The organism is Thioclava sp. PTB-PU3-1 (assembly GCF_055666785.1).
Genome location: NZ_JBVNVL010000005.1, coordinates 310235 through 327136, shown reverse-complemented (window position 1 = coordinate 327136; position 16902 = coordinate 310235). Strand labels below are relative to the sequence as shown.

General features: G+C 65.8%; 16 protein-coding genes. 4 read left to right on the top strand and 12 right to left on the bottom strand.

The window, feature by feature from the left end; all coding sequences use genetic code 11:
* The 3 genes from ACZ7GB_RS15300 to ACZ7GB_RS15290 form a co-directional block, all read right to left on the bottom strand.
* A complete protein-coding gene (locus ACZ7GB_RS15300) occupies positions 1-384 on the bottom strand; it encodes a DUF1850 domain-containing protein (RefSeq protein WP_078521741.1) in 384 nt (127 codons plus the stop codon).
* A complete protein-coding gene (locus tag ACZ7GB_RS15295; RefSeq protein ID WP_146681591.1) occupies positions 381-2462 on the bottom strand; it encodes a TRAP transporter permease in 2082 nt (693 codons plus the stop codon). Before ACZ7GB_RS15295 ends, ACZ7GB_RS15300 begins: the two co-directional genes overlap by 4 nt.
* Before the next feature lie 72 nt (positions 2463-2534).
* The gene (locus ACZ7GB_RS15290) at positions 2535-3485 is read right to left on the bottom strand and encodes a TAXI family TRAP transporter solute-binding subunit (protein WP_078521742.1); all 951 of its coding nucleotides are present in this window, start codon (positions 3483-3485) and stop codon (positions 2535-2537) included.
* Positions 3486-3794: 309 nt separating this feature from the next.
* Between ACZ7GB_RS15290 and ACZ7GB_RS15285 the strand changes: the two genes are divergently transcribed.
* The gene (locus ACZ7GB_RS15285; RefSeq protein WP_472159355.1) at positions 3795-4829 is read left to right on the top strand and encodes an AbrB family transcriptional regulator; all 1035 of its coding nucleotides are present in this window, start codon (positions 3795-3797) and stop codon (positions 4827-4829) included.
* Between the two features lie 8 nt (positions 4830-4837).
* Here ACZ7GB_RS15285 and ACZ7GB_RS15280 read toward each other — a convergent pair whose 3' ends face one another.
* From ACZ7GB_RS15280 to tnpA, 4 genes are all read right to left on the bottom strand, one after another.
* The gene (locus tag ACZ7GB_RS15280) at positions 4838-5473 is read right to left on the bottom strand and encodes a hypothetical protein (protein WP_244176559.1); all 636 of its coding nucleotides are present in this window, start codon (positions 5471-5473) and stop codon (positions 4838-4840) included.
* A gap of 52 nt (positions 5474-5525) precedes the next feature.
* A complete protein-coding gene (locus ACZ7GB_RS15275; protein ID WP_078521743.1) occupies positions 5526-5660 on the bottom strand; it encodes an aa3-type cytochrome c oxidase subunit IV in 135 nt (44 codons plus the stop codon).
* Between the two features lie 61 nt (positions 5661-5721).
* Positions 5722-5862, bottom strand: coding sequence for a hypothetical protein (locus ACZ7GB_RS15270; RefSeq protein ID WP_472159354.1), 141 nt, complete (start codon positions 5860-5862; stop codon positions 5722-5724).
* A gap of 49 nt (positions 5863-5911) precedes the next feature.
* A complete protein-coding gene (gene tnpA / locus ACZ7GB_RS15265; protein WP_078522116.1) occupies positions 5912-6313 on the bottom strand; it encodes an IS200/IS605 family transposase in 402 nt (133 codons plus the stop codon).
* Between tnpA and ACZ7GB_RS15260 the strand changes: the two genes are divergently transcribed.
* Positions 6215-7627 carry an RNA-guided endonuclease InsQ/TnpB family protein gene (locus ACZ7GB_RS15260; protein WP_472159352.1) on the top strand — a complete coding sequence of 471 codons (1413 nt, stop codon included), beginning with the start codon at positions 6215-6217 and terminating at the stop codon, positions 7625-7627. The genes tnpA and ACZ7GB_RS15260 overlap by 99 nt on opposite strands.
* Positions 7628-7651: 24 nt before the next feature.
* On the opposite strand, the gene ACZ7GB_RS15255 is transcribed toward ACZ7GB_RS15260, so the two are convergent.
* The 3 genes from ACZ7GB_RS15255 to ACZ7GB_RS15245 are packed head-to-tail and all read right to left on the bottom strand — an operon-like array spanning position 7652 to position 10763.
* A complete protein-coding gene (locus ACZ7GB_RS15255) occupies positions 7652-8026 on the bottom strand; it encodes a hypothetical protein (protein ID WP_078521745.1) in 375 nt (124 codons plus the stop codon).
* Positions 8023-9075, bottom strand: coding sequence for an MBL fold metallo-hydrolase (locus ACZ7GB_RS15250; RefSeq protein ID WP_472159350.1), 1053 nt, complete (start codon positions 9073-9075; stop codon positions 8023-8025). Before ACZ7GB_RS15250 ends, ACZ7GB_RS15255 begins: the two co-directional genes overlap by 4 nt.
* Positions 9072-10763, bottom strand: a complete 1692-nt coding sequence (locus ACZ7GB_RS15245) for an acyl-CoA dehydrogenase (protein ID WP_078571365.1) — start codon at positions 10761-10763, stop codon at positions 9072-9074. Before ACZ7GB_RS15245 ends, ACZ7GB_RS15250 begins: the two co-directional genes overlap by 4 nt.
* Positions 10764-10877: 114 nt before the next feature.
* Between ACZ7GB_RS15245 and ACZ7GB_RS15240 the strand changes: the two genes are divergently transcribed.
* Entirely contained in the window at positions 10878-11840 is a 963-nt protein-coding gene (locus tag ACZ7GB_RS15240) for an L-threonylcarbamoyladenylate synthase (protein ID WP_472159349.1), read from the top strand.
* Positions 11841-11916: 76 nt separating this feature from the next.
* Here the strand turns inward: ACZ7GB_RS15240 and ACZ7GB_RS15235 are convergent, their stop codons facing one another.
* Positions 11917-12477: a YqgE/AlgH family protein gene (locus ACZ7GB_RS15235; protein WP_078604272.1), complete on the bottom strand. Its 561-nt coding sequence runs from the start codon at positions 12475-12477 to the stop codon at positions 11917-11919.
* A gap of 173 nt (positions 12478-12650) precedes the next feature.
* Here ACZ7GB_RS15235 and ACZ7GB_RS15230 point away from each other — a divergent pair, with 173 nt between their 5' ends.
* The gene (locus tag ACZ7GB_RS15230) at positions 12651-13508 is read left to right on the top strand and encodes a protein-disulfide reductase DsbD domain-containing protein (RefSeq protein WP_472159347.1); all 858 of its coding nucleotides are present in this window, start codon (positions 12651-12653) and stop codon (positions 13506-13508) included.
* A 25-nt stretch (positions 13509-13533) separates the two neighbouring features.
* Here ACZ7GB_RS15230 and ACZ7GB_RS15225 read toward each other — a convergent pair whose 3' ends face one another.
* Positions 13534-16902, bottom strand: coding sequence for an efflux RND transporter permease subunit (locus ACZ7GB_RS15225; RefSeq protein ID WP_472159346.1), 3369 nt, complete (start codon positions 16900-16902; stop codon positions 13534-13536).

Sequence of the window (16902 nt, the reverse complement as noted above, 5' to 3'; positions counted from 1 at the left end):
TCAGCCGTCGCCCGGCTCGGCGGGGCAAGGCGCGATCCGGATCGGTGCCTCGCGCTCGGCTCCGATCACCTGACAATCGACCGAGCACAAAGTCCAGCCCGAGACCGTCGCCCCCGAGGCTGCCAGTTCCAGATCGGGCACGTCGGGGCCGGTCGTGCTCCAGACCCACCAGCCATCCTCGAAATGACCGCCCGGACCCGGCTCCATCCCCGCGCCCGAGCCTTTCACCGCCGCGCCCACAAGGCGCAGCGTGTCGTGATCGGTCACCTGCCAATGTTCGCGCCAGCCCTCTTTCTCGACCGAATGGGTCCATTCCAGCGAGAACTGGCCCGAGGGCGCCAGCGCGATCATCGCAGCCCCAACCATGAGGCAGGTCGCGCTCATGCCGTGGCCCGCGCGCGGCGCAGCCAGAGCGTCGCGCCGAAGGCCGCGACCAGTGCGAAGCCGATCTCATCGGTCAGCGGCAGCGCGGCGATCAGCGTGAAGCCCGCGACCATCGCAAGCGCACGTTCCCAAAGCGCCAGAGGACGGCCCAGCCAGCCGATCACCGCCACGCCCCAGAGCGCGAGCGCCAGCAGCGCCTTGATGATGATATAGGCGACGGCGGGCCAATAGCCGATCTCGGCGGCAAGCGGGCCGCCATCCTGCAGCATCAGCGCGGGCGTATAGACCGCCATGAAGGGCACGACGAAGCCGGCGGCGGCGACCTTGATCGCCTCGAAGCTGATCCGCAGCCCGCTTTCCTTCGCGATCGGCGCGGCGGCGAAACAGGCCAGCGCCACAGGTGGCGTCAGGTCCGCAAGGATGCCGAAATAGAAGACGAACATGTGGCTCACGATCAGCGGCACGCCGAGGTCCAGAAGCGCCGGGCCTGCGATCGAGGAGGTGATGATGTAGTTCGGGATCGTCGGAATCCCCATGCCCAGCACGATGCAGGTGATCATGGTCAGGATCAGCGAAAGGAACAGGCTCGACTTGCCGACGCCGACGATGAACTGCCCGAAGGTGGTCGCGGCCCCCGTAAGCGTCATCACCCCGATGATCACGCCGACCAGCGCGCAGGCGATCCCCACGGGCAGTGCGGTGCGCGCGCCATCGGCAAGGCTGTCGCGGCAGATCGCCAGCGTCTCGCGCCCGCCCTTGTTGAAGGCGTTGATCGCGACCAGCACCGCCACCGCGCCCAGCACCGCCCAGATGCCGATCTCGAAGAAGGCGGCTGCGACCAGCGCGATCACGACCCAGAAGATCATCCGCAGCACCTGGTTCGGCAGGCCCAGCGCGACCGAGCCGCCGAGGATCAGCAGACCCGTCAACGACAGACCCACCGTGCCCGCGAACAGCGGCGTGTAGCCCGAGAACAGCAGGTAGACGAGCACCGCGAGCGGCAACAGCAGATACCAGCCCTCTTTCAGCGCCTTGCGCGGGCTAGGCAGTTCGGATTTGGCAAGACCGCGCAGATCGCGCTTGCCAGCCTCGAGATGCACCATCCAGAAGGCGCCCGCGAAATAGAGGATCGCCGGGATCAGCGCGGCTTTCACCACCTCGACATAATCGACGCCCAGCGTCTCGGCCATGATGAAGGCGACCGCCCCCATCACCGGCGGCATGATCTGCCCGCCCATCGACGAGGTCGCCTCGACGCCGCCCGCGAAGGCCGGGCGATAGCCGAAGCGCTTCATCAGAGGGATGGTGAATTGCCCGGTGGTGACGACATTCGCCACGCCGGACCCCGAGATCGTGCCCATCAGACCCGAGGACAGCACCGAGACTTTCGCGGCACCGCCCATCTTGTGGCCGACCATGCCAAGCGAGACGTCGGTGAAGAGTTTGATCATCCCGGCTTTCTCAAGGAACGAGCCGAAGAGGATGAAGAGGAAGATATAGGTCGCTGAGACATAGGTCGGGATGCCGTAAATCCCTTCGGTGCCGAAGCTCATCTGCTCGATCACCTGCTCGAACGCGTAGCCGCGATGGTTGAGCGGCGAGGGCAGATATTGCCCGAACATCGCATAGGCGAAGAACGTGCCCGCGATGATCGGCAGCGCTGGCCCCATCAGCATCCAGGCAGCGGTGAAGACGGTGATCAGAAGCACCACGCCGACCACGAGATCGAGCGTGTTCGGATCGCCTGCGCGCAACAGGAGCGGCGTGTATTCGATCCATTGATAGGCGGCGACGGCCACGCCACCGGCGGCGAGCAGGTAGGCGACGGAACGCCCGAGCGGGCCATAGCCCTTGGCAAGCGAGAGGAGCGGGAAGCCAAGCGCCAGCAGGAAGCCCACATGGACCGCCCGCGCGATCTGGCTCGAGGGGTTGATCACATGCGCGGCGAAGGCGATCTGCCAGACCGAGAAGGCCACCGCGAGCCAGAACAGCACGCGCCCCTCGCGGCTATGCGGGAACCCGTCTGCCAGCGGGTCATGCACCACGGCATCGACCGCCGCTTCCTTATCCATATCCATCACTCTCTCCTCCCTCGAAAGGCGAGGGCGACCCGCCCGAGCGCGCCGCCCTGCCCATGTGTCTGCGCGGCGTTACTTCAGGATACCGATTTCCTTGTAGTAACGCTCGGCGCCCGGATGCAGCGGGATCGGAAGACCCTGCACCGCCGCCTCGGCCGAGATCCCATTGGCCGCCGAATGCGCCGCCTTGAGCGTGTCGAGATGTTCGAAGAGCTGCTTGGTCATCTGGTAGGCTTCCTCGTCGGACACGCCTTCACGGGTCACGAGGATATTCGTGATCGCCACGGTCGGCACATCCGCGTCCTGGCCCGGATAGGTGCCCGCCGGGATCACGCCCGCCTTGTAGGGCGCGCCCAGTTTCTCGGCGATATCGGCCGGGATCGCGACGAAGGTCACGTCCTGCGTGGTCGAGAGGTCCTTCAGCGCCGCGTTGCCGAGGCCCGAGGACTGGAAGGTCGCGTCGAGCTGGCGGTTCTTCATCAGTTCGACCGATTCCGAGAACGGCAGATACTCGACCTTGCCCAGATCGTCATAGCTCATGCCCGCCGCGTCGAAGATCTTGCGCGCGTTCAGTTCGGTGCCCGATTTCGCGGCGCCGACAGAGAGACTCTTGCCCTTGAGATCGGTGATCGTGGTGGCACCCGCATCCTTGAGGGCCGCGACCTGAATGAAGTTCGGGTAGATCGCCGCGATGGCGCGCAGCTTGCCCAGCGGCGCCTTGAAGCCTGCCTCGGGGTTACCCTCCCAGGCGTCCTTCACCGAATCCCCCAGCGCAAAGGCCAGCTCGCCCCGGCCCTGCTGGAGCAGGTTGAGGTTCTCGACCGAGGCCTTGGTCGACTGCACCTGCACGCGCGCGTCAGGCATCGTCTCGCCATAGACTTCCGACAGCGCCACGCCGAGCGGATAGTAGACGCCCGAGGTGCCCCCGGTGAGAATGTTGATGAAGTTCTCGGCCTTCGCGACGGGCGCGCTCAGCGCCACGGCCCCGGCGATCAGCGCGCCGAGCTTGATGTTCTGGAACATCCTTTCCTCCCATATGACATTGCCCGCATTGAAAGCGGGACTGGCTCTAGGGTGCCCGGTTTCGCGCAGGGATCAATTCAACTCACACCGCTGCGACAAGAAAGCTGGCAGATCTCTGCGCGGGCTCTGGCGGAGTTCTGCCACGAGCGCCGCGCAAAGCCGATATGCCGGGCAATTTCCGCCCCTATTTCGCTGGGCGCTTGACGCGCATCGCCCTATCTGCTCGGAAATACCTGATTTCCGTCTTCAAAGCCCCCTATGCGCTCATTGCCTCCCTTCCGATATGCCCCCGACCGCTGGCCCCCTGCATTGCGCTGGGCCGTCCTCCTCGCAGGCTCAGCGCTTCTGGCCTTCGCGCTGAGCCTCGCGCATCTCTCGGCGGCGCTTCTGCTGGGGCCGATGGCGGTCGCGATCGCGCTTGCCGCGAGCGGCGGGGCGGTGCGGTTGCCCCCTCTGGGCTTCATCGCGGCGCAGGGTGTGGTGGGCGTGATGATCGCCTCGAAGCTTCCCGCCTCGATCCTGCCCGAGATCGCCCGCGACTGGCCGATCTTCCTTGCCGGGACGCTCTCGACCGTGCTCGGCGCAAGCGCGCTCGGCTGGGTGATGGCGCGGGCGGGCGGCTTGCCCGGCACGACGGCGATCTGGGGCTCCTCCCCCGGTGCCGCGACCGCAATGACGCTGATGTCGGACGATTACGGGGCCGACATGCGTCTTGTCGCCGTCATGCAATATACCCGCGTCGCCTGCTGTGCGATCGCCGCAACCGCCGTCGTGCAATTCTTCGGCGTGGCGCAGGCTAGGGATGTCGGCGCGGCACTCGCCGAGCAAGGCCCGATGGACGTCGTCGCCGCGGTCGAGACGCTCGCGCTCGGGATCGGGGCTGCCTTCCTGGGCGTGCGGCTGCGCATTCCGGGCGGCGGCCTGCTGCTGCCGATGGCCTTCGGCTTGATTGCGAGCGCCACCGGCCTTCTGGAGATCACCCTGCCCCAGACCGTGCTCGCGATCAGCTATGCGGTGGTCGGCTGGGGGATCGGGATGCGCTTCACCCGCGCCGTGTTGCGCCATGCCGCAAGGCTGCTGCCGCGCATCCTCGGCTCGATCATCGCCTTGATCGCACTCTGCGCGGCCTTCGCGATGGGATTGGTCTATTTCGCCGGGATCGAGCCTGTGACCGCCTATCTCGCCACCAGCCCCGGCGGTGCGGATTCGGTGGCGATCATCGCGGCGGGCACGCAGGTCGATGTGCCCTTCGTCATGGCGATGCAGATCGCCCGCTTCCTGCTGGTGCTGGTCGCGGGCCCCGCACTCGCCCGCGCATTGTCACGCAGGCGAGGCGATGTCTGAAGGCCCGTTCACTCTCTGAACTGGGTGTCCCCGTGGTTGTAGGGCTGCTGCTGGATCATCAGCACGCCGGAATTGTCGTCGGGATCGTTGTCGTAGTGATCCTTCTCGGTCACGCCCGGCAACTGCCCGAACGCCTTCGACAATTTCAGCGGCGAGAAGGTGAAGGGCACCTTGTCGTGCAGCCACGGCATGTCGCGCAGCGCGCTCGAGACCGAATCCGCGCACATCATCTTGTTGACCGAGCCGTTGCGCTCCACGCGAGCCATCAGCTGATCGGCCTGCGCCATCGTGATCGGAAGCTTCTGGGCGCGGACATACCAGCTCTCGCGGGCATGGTAGTCGATGTAGAATTTCCGCATCTTCTCGGTAATGCCGAAATGCACATCGTGGCGCTCGGGCGCCCAGGGATGGTTCCAGGTGCCTGCCGGATCGAAGATGATCCGCTCACGCCCGTTGATCAGCAACGACGAATGACCGCCCGACCCGGTATTGGTCGAGATCACGGTATAGAGCGTAACCGAAGGCGGCTCGTCGGAAACATAGCGATATTTGGCAACCTCGGCATCCGAGGCATAAATGTTATCCGCCCCGCAGCCAGCCAGAAGAAGCGGCAGCATCAGGCAGACAAGAAGCACGCGCATCATCTGCCCGATCTCCCGTTCCCAAGCATGTCTTTTTCAGCCGCCGCCGGTCGCGTCAGCCGCCTACGAGAGCGAGAAACACCAGAAAGCAGATGATCACAATCACCGAAATCGTGACGAAGCGAACAAAACCGCTGAATGTTCTCTCCTGGTCACGAATGTCCATATTGCCCGGTTTATACTCGGCCATTGCGCGTTCTCCCTTTTGCGCTGTCTCCCAGAGGGAAAACTAGCCGAGCCGCGACAAGCTGTCACGCCTCGTCTTGAGGGTTCGCGCTGTCAGATGCATTTTCTTCTTCCAGCGCGCGGGCGAGCCGGAAGCCGATACGGCGCGCCGCTTCGTCCGCGACCGGTTTCGGCTGCGCGATCAGCATCACGTTGAGCTGGTTCACCCAATGCCCGGGAACCCCGTCCTTTAGGGCGGGGAGGGAGAAGGCAGTTTTATGCCGTCGGCGCTCTCTGTTTCCGCACATAGTCGCGGATGACATCGAGGGGCGGCCCGCCGCAGCTGGCGGCAAAGTAACTCGGCGACCAAAGGCCCTTCGGGCTGCGGCGCCGCAAATCTTCACGGTCGCGCAGCAATAGCCGCGACCCGACCCCTTTCAATGAGTTGACAAGCTTCGCAACCGGCACTGTTGCTGGATACTCCAGCAACAGATGCATGTGATCGTCCTCGCCATCGCATTCAACCACAGTGGCGCCGAAGCCTGCGGCGACTTTCTCGAAGGCACCTTTAAGACGCTGATGAGCATCAGCGTCAAGAAGACCACGCCGGGACTTGGTTACAAAGACCAAGTGGACATGGAGGTCGCTAACAACTTGTCTTCCCGATCTATATTCCATATTGAGAACCCTAAGACCAAATGTTATAATTTGACTATGCAGACGATCCGTGGCCATGTCTACCGGCTCAAGCCGACGCCGGAGCAGGAAGTCCTGCTCGCGCAGACGGCTGGCGTCACGCGCCTAGTCTACAATCTGGCGCTAGAGCAGCGGCGAACATGGGGCGGCCGGCCTTTTGCCGGCGGCGATCCAAGGAATTTCGGTGCTAAAGGTCTTTCGCGCGAGCTTTCAGAGCTTCGTAGCGACTTCGACTGGATCCGTGCCATCAGCCAGACTGCGCAGAACCAGGCCCTGATCGATCTCGATCGAGCCTATGCGAATTTTTTCGAGGGGCGGGCCGGATATCCGCGCCCGCGCAAGCGGGGCGCGGCGGACAGTTTCCGCCATGTTGGCCGCGAGATCGCGCTGCGAAAATTGAACGCAAAATGGTCAGAGGTCCGCATCCCGAAGATCGGCTGGATCCGCTATCGCGACACCCGTCCGCTGCGCGCCCGGGCCGATGGCACGGTCGAGATCCGCAACGCGACGCTCCGGCGCCGCCCCGACGGCGGCTGGGAGATCTCGATCGCAACCCGCTGCGAGATTGAAGAGCGGCTGGTTCCGGCCGCCGCCGTGGGCATCGATCGCGGCGTGGCCGTGCCCTACGCGCTTTCGACCGGGGAGATGGTCCATCTTCCGAAGACGGTGAAGCGGCGCCGGGCCGCGATCCGCCGCGCCCAGAAGACGCTGTCGCGCCGCAAGCGGGGATCGGCCCGTTATGCGCGGGCGCGCCGCCGCCTGGCCACCCTGCGGGCGCGGGACGCCCGGGTCCGGGCCCACCTGGCCCATGTGCTGTCGCGCCGATTGGCGCGGGATCATGGGCTGGTGGCGATCGAGGATCTCAAGATCGGCGCCATGACCCGCTCTGCGCGCGGCACGGCGGAGGCGCCGGGGCGTAACGTGGCGCAAAAAGCCGGGCTGAACCGGGAGATTCTGAACGTCGGCTGGCATGCGCTGGAGCGCATGCTCGGCTACAAGCTCGAGGAAACGGGAGGGATCCTGATCAAGGTCCCGGCCGCTTACACCAGCCAGACCTGCGCCGTATGCGGCCATGTGGATGCGAGGAGCCGCGAGAGCCAAGCTCTCTTCGCATGCACCGCCTGCGGCGCGCAAACCAATGCCGATATCAACGCGGCGAAGAATATCCTGGCCCGGGCCCTCGCCCGGGACGAGGATCAGCGGGGGAACGCTCCGTTGCTGGACGTGGAGGCTCAGGCATCAGCCGCCCATGAAGCGTCAACTCATCTCGGCCCGGAGCGGTTCGATGCCGCATAGGGCCGAAGTGGAAATCCCCGCCCTTCAGGGAGGGGAAGATGTTAAATGCTGGATGAGCTGCGTGCGCGCGCCGTATTCGTCGGTGCCGTCGAAAGTGAGGATGTCGGGGTCGAAAAAGCCGATCCCCTCGATCTGCAGGACGCCCGCCTCGCCGCCGGTGAGACCAAGCACGACCTCCTCGTCTTCCTGCAGCTGCTCTTCGAAGTTCTGGATATAGAGCAAAACCCGCTCATAGGCCCATTGCGCCGGGCTCTTATCCTCGGGCCGTCCGCGCGCCAACTCGGGCGGAAGCGGTTTGACCTCGGCGGTCTTCGGCGCGTTCTCCGAGGTATGCACCACTTTCGCATTCGGAAGGGCGGCTTCCTCATGGGCTTCGGCGGTGGTGCGTATCTCGGTCATGTCAGGCTCCAGAGCCAGGCGCCGTCCTCTCGCAAGGTGCGGCTCACCTCCCCTTTGTGCCAAAGATGGTTGAGATGCGCCATCGCTTCGACCATCGCGAGCCCGTGGGTGCTCTCGTCGATCTGGCGTTTGAACAGCGGCGGGAAGCACTCGCAGGCGGTGCGCGGGGTGTCGAGATGCTTGCGCAGACGTTTCAGCGCGCCCTCGTGGTTCTCGATCATCTGGCGCAGCCGCAGCGGCAACCCGGTGAAGGGCAGCTTGTGGCCGGGCAGCACGAGGTGACGATCCTCCGCGATCTCGGTAAAGCGCGCGCAGGAGGTCAGCCAGTCGGCCAGCGGATCGGCCTCGGGTTCGGTCGCATAGACGCCCAGATTGGCCGAGATCGACGGCAGAAGCTGATCGCCGCCCAGAACCAGATCGTCGTCCAAGCTCCACAGCGTCGCGTGTTCGGGCGCGTGCCCGTCACCCATCTTCACCGCCCAACGCCGCCCGCCGAGGGTGATTTCGTCGCCCTCCACGATCCGGGTGAAGCCAAGCGGCAGCGCATGGACGCAATCGGCGAAGTTGAAGGGCCGCTCGTTGGCGCGCTTGTCCAGAAGCGCCGGGTCCATCCCGGCGCGCCGGTAGCAATCAAGCGTCTCGGACACGGGCCGGTCCTGCGGGTCGAGTTGCAGCATCCGCGCGAACAGCCACGAGGTGCGGGTCGTGATCAGCTCGGCCCCCTGCTCCTGCAGCCAGCCCGCCAGCCCGATGTGATCGGGGTGGTAATGCGTCACAAGAACCTTGGTGACCGGCTTGCCACCCAGCGGCCCATCCATCGCCGCCTGCAGCGCCGTCCGGCATTTGCGCGTGTCGATCCCGGGATCGACCAGCGCCCAGCCATCGCCCTCATCGAGCGCGAAGCAATTGACGTGGTCGAGCGCCATCGGCAGCGGCAGACGGATCCACATCACCCCGGGCGCGACCTCGATCGCCCCGCCCGGCTCGGGCGGCTCCGCCCAAGGGTAGCGGATGCCATTCATCGACACGCGGGCGTCCTCGCCCCTCATGCCTCGAGATCTTCGACGCTGAGCGCGTAAAGCCCTTCCGCCCCTTCCTTCGCCTCGGCCAACGAGGCCGCATAGGCGGGCATCAGGCGGCGGATATAGACGGCAGCCAAGTGACCACGCGCGGAATCGCGGCCCTCGGCCATCGCGGCACGCAGGTGGTAATAGCCGCCCAGAACCCGCGCGAAGGCGTCGAGATAGGGCACGGCCCCCGCGAAGCGGTCCTGCATGCCTTGGCTGACCATCCACTCGGTATGCTCGCGCAATTCCTCGGCGGCCTGCCAGACGTCTTCGGCCAGCACCGGGAAATCGCCCCGCGCGCCCTGCGCCTCGTCCTCGATCTCCTGCAGCAGACGGAAGGCGGCTTTGCCCTCATCCATCATCTTGCGGCCGACAAGGTCCATCGCCTGAATGCCGTTGGTGCCCTCGTAGATCGTGGTGATCCGCACATCGCGCAGATATTGCGCCGCACCGGTCTCTTCGATGAAGCCCATGCCGCCATGCACCTGCACGCCGGTCGACGCCACACGGATGCCCATATCGGTGCCGTAAGCCTTCGCGATCGGCGTCAGCAGCGCCGCGCGGGCCTGCCAATTCGCATCATTCGTCGCGCGCCCCATGTCGATCGCGACGCCACAGGCCAGCGCGATCGAGCGTGCCGCGAAAATCTCGGCCTTCATGCCGGCCAGCATCCGGCGCACATCGGCATGCTCGACGATCGGCGCAAACTGCACCCGGTCCTTCGCATAGGCCAGCGCCTGCTGATAGGCAGCCTCTGCCACGCCGATGCCCTGCGCACCCACGTTCAGACGCGCGTTGTTCATCATCGTGAACATCGCGGCCATGCCCTTGTTCTCTTCGCCGACGAGCCAGCCGGTCGCACCCTCATAGCTCATCACACAGGTGGGCGAGCCGTGGATGCCCAGCTTGTGCTCCAGCGAGACCACTTTGAGCGAGTTGGCGACGCCCGGCTTGCCGTCGGCATCCGGGATCAGCTTCGGCACCATGAAGAGGCTGATGCCCTTCGTGCCCGGAGCCGCATCGGGAAGACGCGCCAGCACGAGATGGCAGGTATTCTCGACGCAATCATTGTCGCCCCAGGTGATGAAAATCTTCTGCCCCGAGATCGCATAGGTGCCGTCATCATTGGGCACTGCCTTGGTCTTCAGCGCGCCCACATCCGAGCCCGCCCCCGGTTCGGTCAGGTTCATCGTGCCAGACCATTCGCCGGAGATCAGCTTGGGCAGATACAGCGCCTTGATCTCGTCGGAGGCGTGGTGCTCCAGCGCCTCGATCTGGCCCTGCGTCAGCAGCGGGTTGAGCTGCAGCGAAAGGTTCGCGCCCGAGAGCATATCGTTGAAACCGACATTGAGCGCCTGCGGCAGCCCCATCCCGCCATGCTCCGGGTCCGCCGCGATGCCGATCCAGCCGCCCTCGGCCAGCGCCGCGAAGGCCTCCTTGAAACCGGCGGGCGAGCGCACAACGCCGTTCTCCAGTTTCGCGGGCGTCAGATCGCCGTCGCGATTGGTCGGCGCGATCACCTCGTCGCAGAGCTTGCCGCCTTCGGTGAGGATCGCTTCGACCATATCAGGGGTCGCCTCAGCAAACATCTCGGTGGCCGCGACCGGTGCGAGCGGCACGACATGGTCGAGAATGAAGCGAATATCGGTGACGGGGGAACGGTAAGTCATGGGTCTCCTCCGGGCAGCTTGGCAATTGCCGCGCGCGCGTCTATGTCCTGTCGGGTTGCCGATACCCTACCGCAAGGGCAGCCCCCTTCAACTCCAACGCTGCGTCACGACTGCATGAGCCAAGACACGAAACTCCTTTCCGCCGATGCCGAGGGCTATGCGCAGGCAGCCGCCCTGCTGCGCGCGGGCGAACTGGTCGCAATGCCGACCGAGACGGTCTACGGGCTTGCAGGTGATGCGCGCAACGACCGCGCGGTGGCGGCGATCTTCGCGGCGAAGGGGCGTCCGAAGTTCAATCCGCTGATCGTGCATCTGCCGTCGATCGAGGCCGCGGAAGAGATCGCCGTGGTCTCCGACGATGCACGCCAGATCGCCGCGCGCTACTGGCCGGGACCGCTGACGCTGGTGCTGCCGCTGCGCCCCGAGGCCGGGCTCTCCGATCTGGTAACGGCCGGGCATGACACGGTCGCGATCCGCCTGCCCGCGCATCCGGTCGCCCGCGCGCTGCTGACCGAATTCGGCGGCCCGCTCGCCGCGCCTTCCGCGAACCCCTCGGGAAAGATCAGCCCGACCGCGGCCCAGCATGTAATGGACGGTCTCGGCGGCAAGATCGCGGCGGTGATCGATGGCGGCCCCTGCGAGGTCGGGGTGGAATCCACCATCCTCGCGCTCGATCCGCCCGCGCTGCTGCGTCCCGGCGGGGTCGCCGCCGAAGAGATCGAGGCGCTGATCGGCCAGCCGCTGCCAACGGGCGGCGACGCGGCCAAGCCCAACGCGCCGGGGCAACTCAAATCGCATTACGCGCCCGGCGCCGCCGTGCTGCTGGATGTGACCGCCCCGCGCCCGGATGCGGTCTGGATCGGCTTCGGCGGCGATTGCCCGACCGCCGATCTGAACCTCTCGCCTTCGGGCGATCTGACCGAGGCGGCGGCGAACCTCTTCGCGATGCTGCGCAAGGGCGACGCGCTCGCCCGGACGCGCGGCCTCGCCACGCTCGCCTTCGCCCCGATCCCGGAAACCGGCCTCGGGCGTGCGATCAACGACCGCCTGCGCCGCGCGGCTGCCCCGCGCGACTGATCGCCTCTTCGTGTTGGCTTAAATATCCCGGGGGGGCGCATCAGCGCGGGGGCAGAGCCCCCTCCCCGTTCAGCCCTCAGGCATGACCCGCCGCAGCAGAAAGCGTTCGCGGGTCGATCCCCATGCCTTCGAGTGCGCGCACCCATTTGGTCTCATGCTCGGCATCGAGCGCGAGATCGGCGTCGCTCTCGGCGGTGAGCCAGCCATTGTCGAGGATTTCCTCCTCCAGCTGACCCGGCCCCCAGCCCGCATAGCCCAGCGCCATCAGCGCCTGGTTCGGGCCGCGCCCCATCGCGATATCTTCGAGAATGTCGCGCGTGCCGGTCATCCGCAGGCGATCAGTGACTTCCATCTGCCCCTCGCCGGTCGTCCAGTCGGGCGAATGCAGCACGAAGCCGCGCCCGGTTTCGACCGGACCGCCAAAGAGGATCGGCTGATCGAAGCGGATATCCGCACCGGGCCGTTCGATATCGAGGCTTTCGAGAAGGTCCGAGAAGGCGGGCGTCGGCAAGGGCTTGTTGATGATCAGGCCCATCGCGCCCTCATCGGAATGGGCGCAGACGGCAATCACCGAATGCTCGAATCGCGGATCGCCCATACCGGGCATCGCGATCAGAAACTTGCCTGTCAGGTCCATCTCGCTCCCCTTCGCAGTTGCATCCCATCTCTTTTCAAGGTGGCGCGAGCGGCGCGTCTATTCAAGCCAGACGCAGGAATTGTTTCGCATTGCCGCGCGCCGGGACAAAATGTTGCACGCTTCTGTCGCGTTTGTGACTTCTGAACGTGCAGGGAAGCGACTAGGTAAAACATATGACACGTTTGTTACCAGTCATGGGGATCCTGCTCGGCTGCTGCCCGCTCGGCGTGGCGGCCCAGGAAGCTGTCGCGCAGATCGCCGCGCAAGAGCAGGTCACGCCGCAAGACGCGTCCATGCCCGCACTGCCGACGCCCCCGGGGCTGGAGCAGGCGCAACTGCGCGCAGGCGGAAAAGGCGCCAACGGCACCCGCATGGCGGCGCTGGAGATTGCGCTCGCGCCCGGCTGGAAAACCTATTGGCGCTCGCCTGGCGATGCGGGCATCCCGCCGCAGATTCAGTTCACCGGGTCGAGCAATCTCGCCTCGGCCGTGGTCCACTGGCCCGCGCCGGAAGTCTTCCTGTCCTCCGGTATGCGCACCGTCGGCTATCACGACGGCGTCGTGCTGCCGATCTCGGTGACGCCGAAAGATCCGGGCAAGCCGGTGCAGTTGAAAGCCGATGTGATGATCGGGATCTGCGACAATATCTGTGTTCCGGTCAGCCTTCATCTGCAGACCGAGGTCACCGGAGACGGCGCGCCCGACCCGAAAATTCAGGCGGCGCTTGCCCGCGAGCCGCGCAAGATCGACCCGCAGACGCGCTGCGAGACGGAGCCGACGCGCGATGGGGTTCGACTGACGGCGCGAGTCGATCTGCCGCCCGCGATCGGCGCGGAAAACGCGCTTCTGGAACTCGCCTCGCGCCCGGTCTGGGTCTCCGAGGCCGACAGCCACCGTGAGGGCGACACGCTCGTGACCAGCGCCGACTTCGTGCCGCCGGACGCGAAGCCCTTCGACCTCGACCCGAGCGATCTGCGCATCACCGTGCTCTCGGATCGCGGCGCGGTCGAGATCATGGGCTGCACCGAGTAATCAACTCTCTCGGAGATCAGGCGCGTCAGGCTTCCGGCGGCGGTCTGTGGCGGATATGGCCGCGCAACAGCCGTGGCGCGATCAGCCCCGCCCCCATCGCCACCATCCCCGCGATCAGCGCAAAGCCTCCGAAGGCGGGCATCAGCGCCTGCCCCTCCCACATCGCGCGGCCCAGCGTGAGCGCGAAGCCCACGGCCATCAGCGTCGCGACGCCAGCCAGCACAGCGCGCAGCCGCACGACCCGCACGCCGTGACGCACCGCCTGCACCTGCCGCCCGAAATCGAGCTGCACCGCGAGCACCGCGGGCACGACCAGCAGCACGATGATCATCCCGAAGCCCAGACCGTAGACCAGCGTGATGACGGTGGATTTCAGGAACAGGGCCGAACTCGACTGTTCGTAGAGAAGCGGCGCGAGGCCCAGAACCGTCGTCAGCGTCGTCAGGAGCACCGGGCGCAGGCGATCCGAGACCGCATCGACGATCGCAGGCACGATCCCGCGCTTCTCGGCATATTCGTCGACCGTGGAGATCAGCACGATCGCGTCGTTGATGATGATCCCGATCATCCCGATCCCGCCGACCACGGCGAACATCGACATCGGCAGGTTCCAGACATAGTGGCCCCAGATCGCGCCGACCGCGCCGAAGGGGATCACCGACATCACCACGATCGGCCTTGTCCAGCTCGCGAAGATCCACGCGAGCACGATGTAGATGCCGATCAGGCACATGATCAGGCCGATCATCGCGTCGTTCATGAAGTCGCGTTCCTGCTCGGCCTGCCCGGTGAGCGTATAGGCCACGCCGCGTTCTTCGGAGATCCGCGGCAGGATTTCGTCGGAGATGCGCGCCAGAATTTCGTTGGCTCGCGCGGGATCGTCTTCGGAGACATCGCCCGTGACCGAGACCTGCCGCACGCCATCCTCGCGCCGGATCGTCGAGAAGCCGGTCTGGCTGCGCACCGAGACGATATCGGCCAGCGGCACCCATTCGCCACCGGGCGCGCGCAGCTGCATCCGGTCGATGAAATCGGCGGCCAGCTCTTCGTCGGGCAGTTCCACACGGATCGTGGCCGAGCGCACCCCATCGGGGAAGCTCGCAGCCTCGGTGCCGTTCAGACGCGCGCGCAATTCACGACCCAGCGTCGCAATGTCGAAGCCCAGCGCCTCGCCCTGCGGGGTGAGATCGAGGATCAGCTCCTGCTTGTCATAGGCAAGGTTGTCCTCCACCGCCGAGACTTCGGGGAATTGCGCAAGCTGCGTCTTCAGGTCTTCGGCGGCGTCTTTCAGGATGCGCGTCTCATTGCCCGAGAACTGCACCGCGATCCCGTCCCCGGCCCCGCCGGAGCGGAAGCGGCGGAAGCTGATCTCTTCGACCAGCGGCAGGCGCGGGGTTTCGGCCTGCAGCCGCGAGACGAAATCGAAGCTGGAATAGGGCCGGTAATCGGGATCGATCACCTCGATCGAAAGCGAGCCGAGAAGATCGGCATCCTTGGTATCGGCAGAGGCCAGCCCCCGCCCCGAGGCGCCGCCGATCTGCCCGATCGCGTATTCGACGGGGTTCACGCCGTATTCGTCCTCGAATTCCTTGGCGACCTTGGTCACGGTCGCCTGCATCGTGCGCATCATCTCTTCGGTATCGGCCCGGGTCGCGCCTTCGACCATCGAGAAGGCGCCGTTCACCGTCGATTGCTCGGGCGGGTTGAAGAAGCGCCATTGCACCTTGCCCGACATCACGAAGCTGACCTGCCATAGCAGAAGCGCGATCGCTGCCGCGATCACCGGGTAGCGCCCGATGACGACGAGCCGGGTGAGCGGCTTCATCACCACGCGTCGGAACCAGTCGAGCCCGCGGTTCACCTGCCGCGAGGGCCAATCGTACCACTTGCCTTCGGAGGTGTGGCGCAGCGCGTGACTCATGTGGTTCGGCAGGATCACGAAACACTCGATCAGCGAGGCGGCGAGCACCGCGATCACCGTATAGGGAATATCGACGATCATATTGCCCATGCGCCCGCCGATCACGGTCAGCCCTGCGAAGGCGATTACGGTCGTCAGGGTCGAGGCGAAGACCGGCGCCGCCATGCGCCGCGCGCCGTTCTCGGCGGCGAGCACGGGATGCTCTCCCAGATGGCGCGCGCGGAAATCGGCATGCTCGCCCACCACGATCGCATCATCGACCACGATCCCCAGCGTCAGAATGAGCGCGAAGATCGAGATCATGTTCAGCGTCATGCCGGTGAAATACATCACCGCCAGAGCCGCAGCCATTGAGGTCGGGATCCCCATCGCCACCCAGAAGGCCGTGCGCGCATTGAGGAACAGGAACAGCAGCACCAGCACGAGGCTCAGCCCCAGCACCCCGTTACCCACCAGCAGGTCGAGGCGCTGCGTGATGGCGTCGGACCGGGTGCGCACCAGATCCATCGTGGTGCCCGCGGGCAGCGTCGGTTGCATCTGGTCGATCACGCCTTCGACCTTATGCTGGATCGCGATCGCATCGCCCGCCGCCGAGCGCGCGACATTGATCACCACCGCCGAGTTGTCGCCCACGAAATAGGCCCGGTTCCGGTCGCCGCCTTCGACGCGGATATTGGCGACATCGCCCACGGTCAGCTGCGAGCCGTCCGGTTCGGTGCGGATCACGAGGTTCTCGATCTCGGGAGCGGAGCGGCGTTCTTCGCCAGTGCGCACCCGCGTGGCCCCGCCCGCCACTTCGCCCGCCGGATCGGTATTCGCCTCGGCGGAGATCACGTCGATGATCTGGGTCAGCGTTACGTCATGCGCCATCATCGAAACTGTCGGCACTTCGACGACCGTTTCGGGGGCCGCGATCCCGGCAAGCGAGGTGCGCGTGACGCCCTGCTGATAGAGCCGCACCACCGCCTCGTCGCCCAAGCGGCCCAGTTGCTCGGGCGAGAGCGGCCCGGTGATCACCAGATCGGTCACCGTGTCGCGCCAGACGCCGCGCGCCACTTCGGGATCCTCCGCGCCTTCGGGCAGATCGCCTGCCGAGGCCAGCGCGTTCTCGACATCATTGACCGCGCGGGACATGTCCCAGTCGGGTTCGAAATCGAGACTGATCCGCGCCGAGCCTTCTGAGGCGCGGCTGTCCGAGGCTTCCACCCCCTCGACCGAAATCAGCGAGGGTTCCAGCACCTGAACAATCGCCCGGTCGACCTCCTCCGCGCCTGCGCCGTCCCATTTCACCGAGACGGTGATCGATTCCTCGACCGAATCCGGGAAGAACTGCGCGCGCATCCGCGGCAGGGCGACGAGCCCCGCGCAGATCATCACCACCAGCACGATATTCGCCAGGGTCGCGTGGCGGGTGAAGAGGCCAATCAGCCCGCGACCGGGCGGCAGCTCTCTGGGATCGAGGCCAGACGCCAT

Bases quoted from the DNA above. Each gene is read 5' to 3' on its own strand.
- ACZ7GB_RS15240 (WP_472159349.1), top strand. From the start codon at position 10,878: ATGAGCCAAGACACGAAACTCCTTTCCGCCGATGCCGAGGGCTATGCG.
- ACZ7GB_RS15250 (WP_472159350.1), bottom strand. From the start codon at position 9,075: ATGAGGGGCGAGGACGCCCGCGTGTCGATGAATGGCATCCGCTACCCT.
- ACZ7GB_RS15255 (WP_078521745.1), bottom strand. From the start codon at position 8,026: ATGACCGAGATACGCACCACCGCCGAAGCCCATGAGGAAGCCGCCCTT.
- ACZ7GB_RS15275 (WP_078521743.1), bottom strand. From the start codon at position 5,660: ATGGCCGAGTATAAACCGGGCAATATGGACATTCGTGACCAGGAGAGA.
- ACZ7GB_RS15300 (WP_078521741.1), bottom strand. From the start codon at position 384: ATGAGCGCGACCTGCCTCATGGTTGGGGCTGCGATGATCGCGCTGGCG.
- ACZ7GB_RS15235 (WP_078604272.1), bottom strand. From the start codon at position 12,477: ATGGACCTGACAGGCAAGTTTCTGATCGCGATGCCCGGTATGGGCGAT.
- tnpA (WP_078522116.1), bottom strand. From the start codon at position 6,313: ATGGAATATAGATCGGGAAGACAAGTTGTTAGCGACCTCCATGTCCAC.
- ACZ7GB_RS15290 (WP_078521742.1), bottom strand. From the start codon at position 3,485: ATGTTCCAGAACATCAAGCTCGGCGCGCTGATCGCCGGGGCCGTGGCG.
- ACZ7GB_RS15245 (WP_078571365.1), bottom strand. From the start codon at position 10,763: ATGACTTACCGTTCCCCCGTCACCGATATTCGCTTCATTCTCGACCAT.
- ACZ7GB_RS15260 (WP_472159352.1), top strand. From the start codon at position 6,215: ATGAGCATCAGCGTCAAGAAGACCACGCCGGGACTTGGTTACAAAGAC.
- ACZ7GB_RS15230 (WP_472159347.1), top strand. From the start codon at position 12,651: ATGACACGTTTGTTACCAGTCATGGGGATCCTGCTCGGCTGCTGCCCG.
- ACZ7GB_RS15225 (WP_472159346.1), bottom strand. From the start codon at position 16,902: ATGGCGTCTGGCCTCGATCCCAGAGAGCTGCCGCCCGGTCGCGGGCTG.
- ACZ7GB_RS15280 (WP_244176559.1), bottom strand. From the start codon at position 5,473: ATGATGCGCGTGCTTCTTGTCTGCCTGATGCTGCCGCTTCTTCTGGCT.
- ACZ7GB_RS15295 (WP_146681591.1), bottom strand. From the start codon at position 2,462: ATGGATATGGATAAGGAAGCGGCGGTCGATGCCGTGGTGCATGACCCG.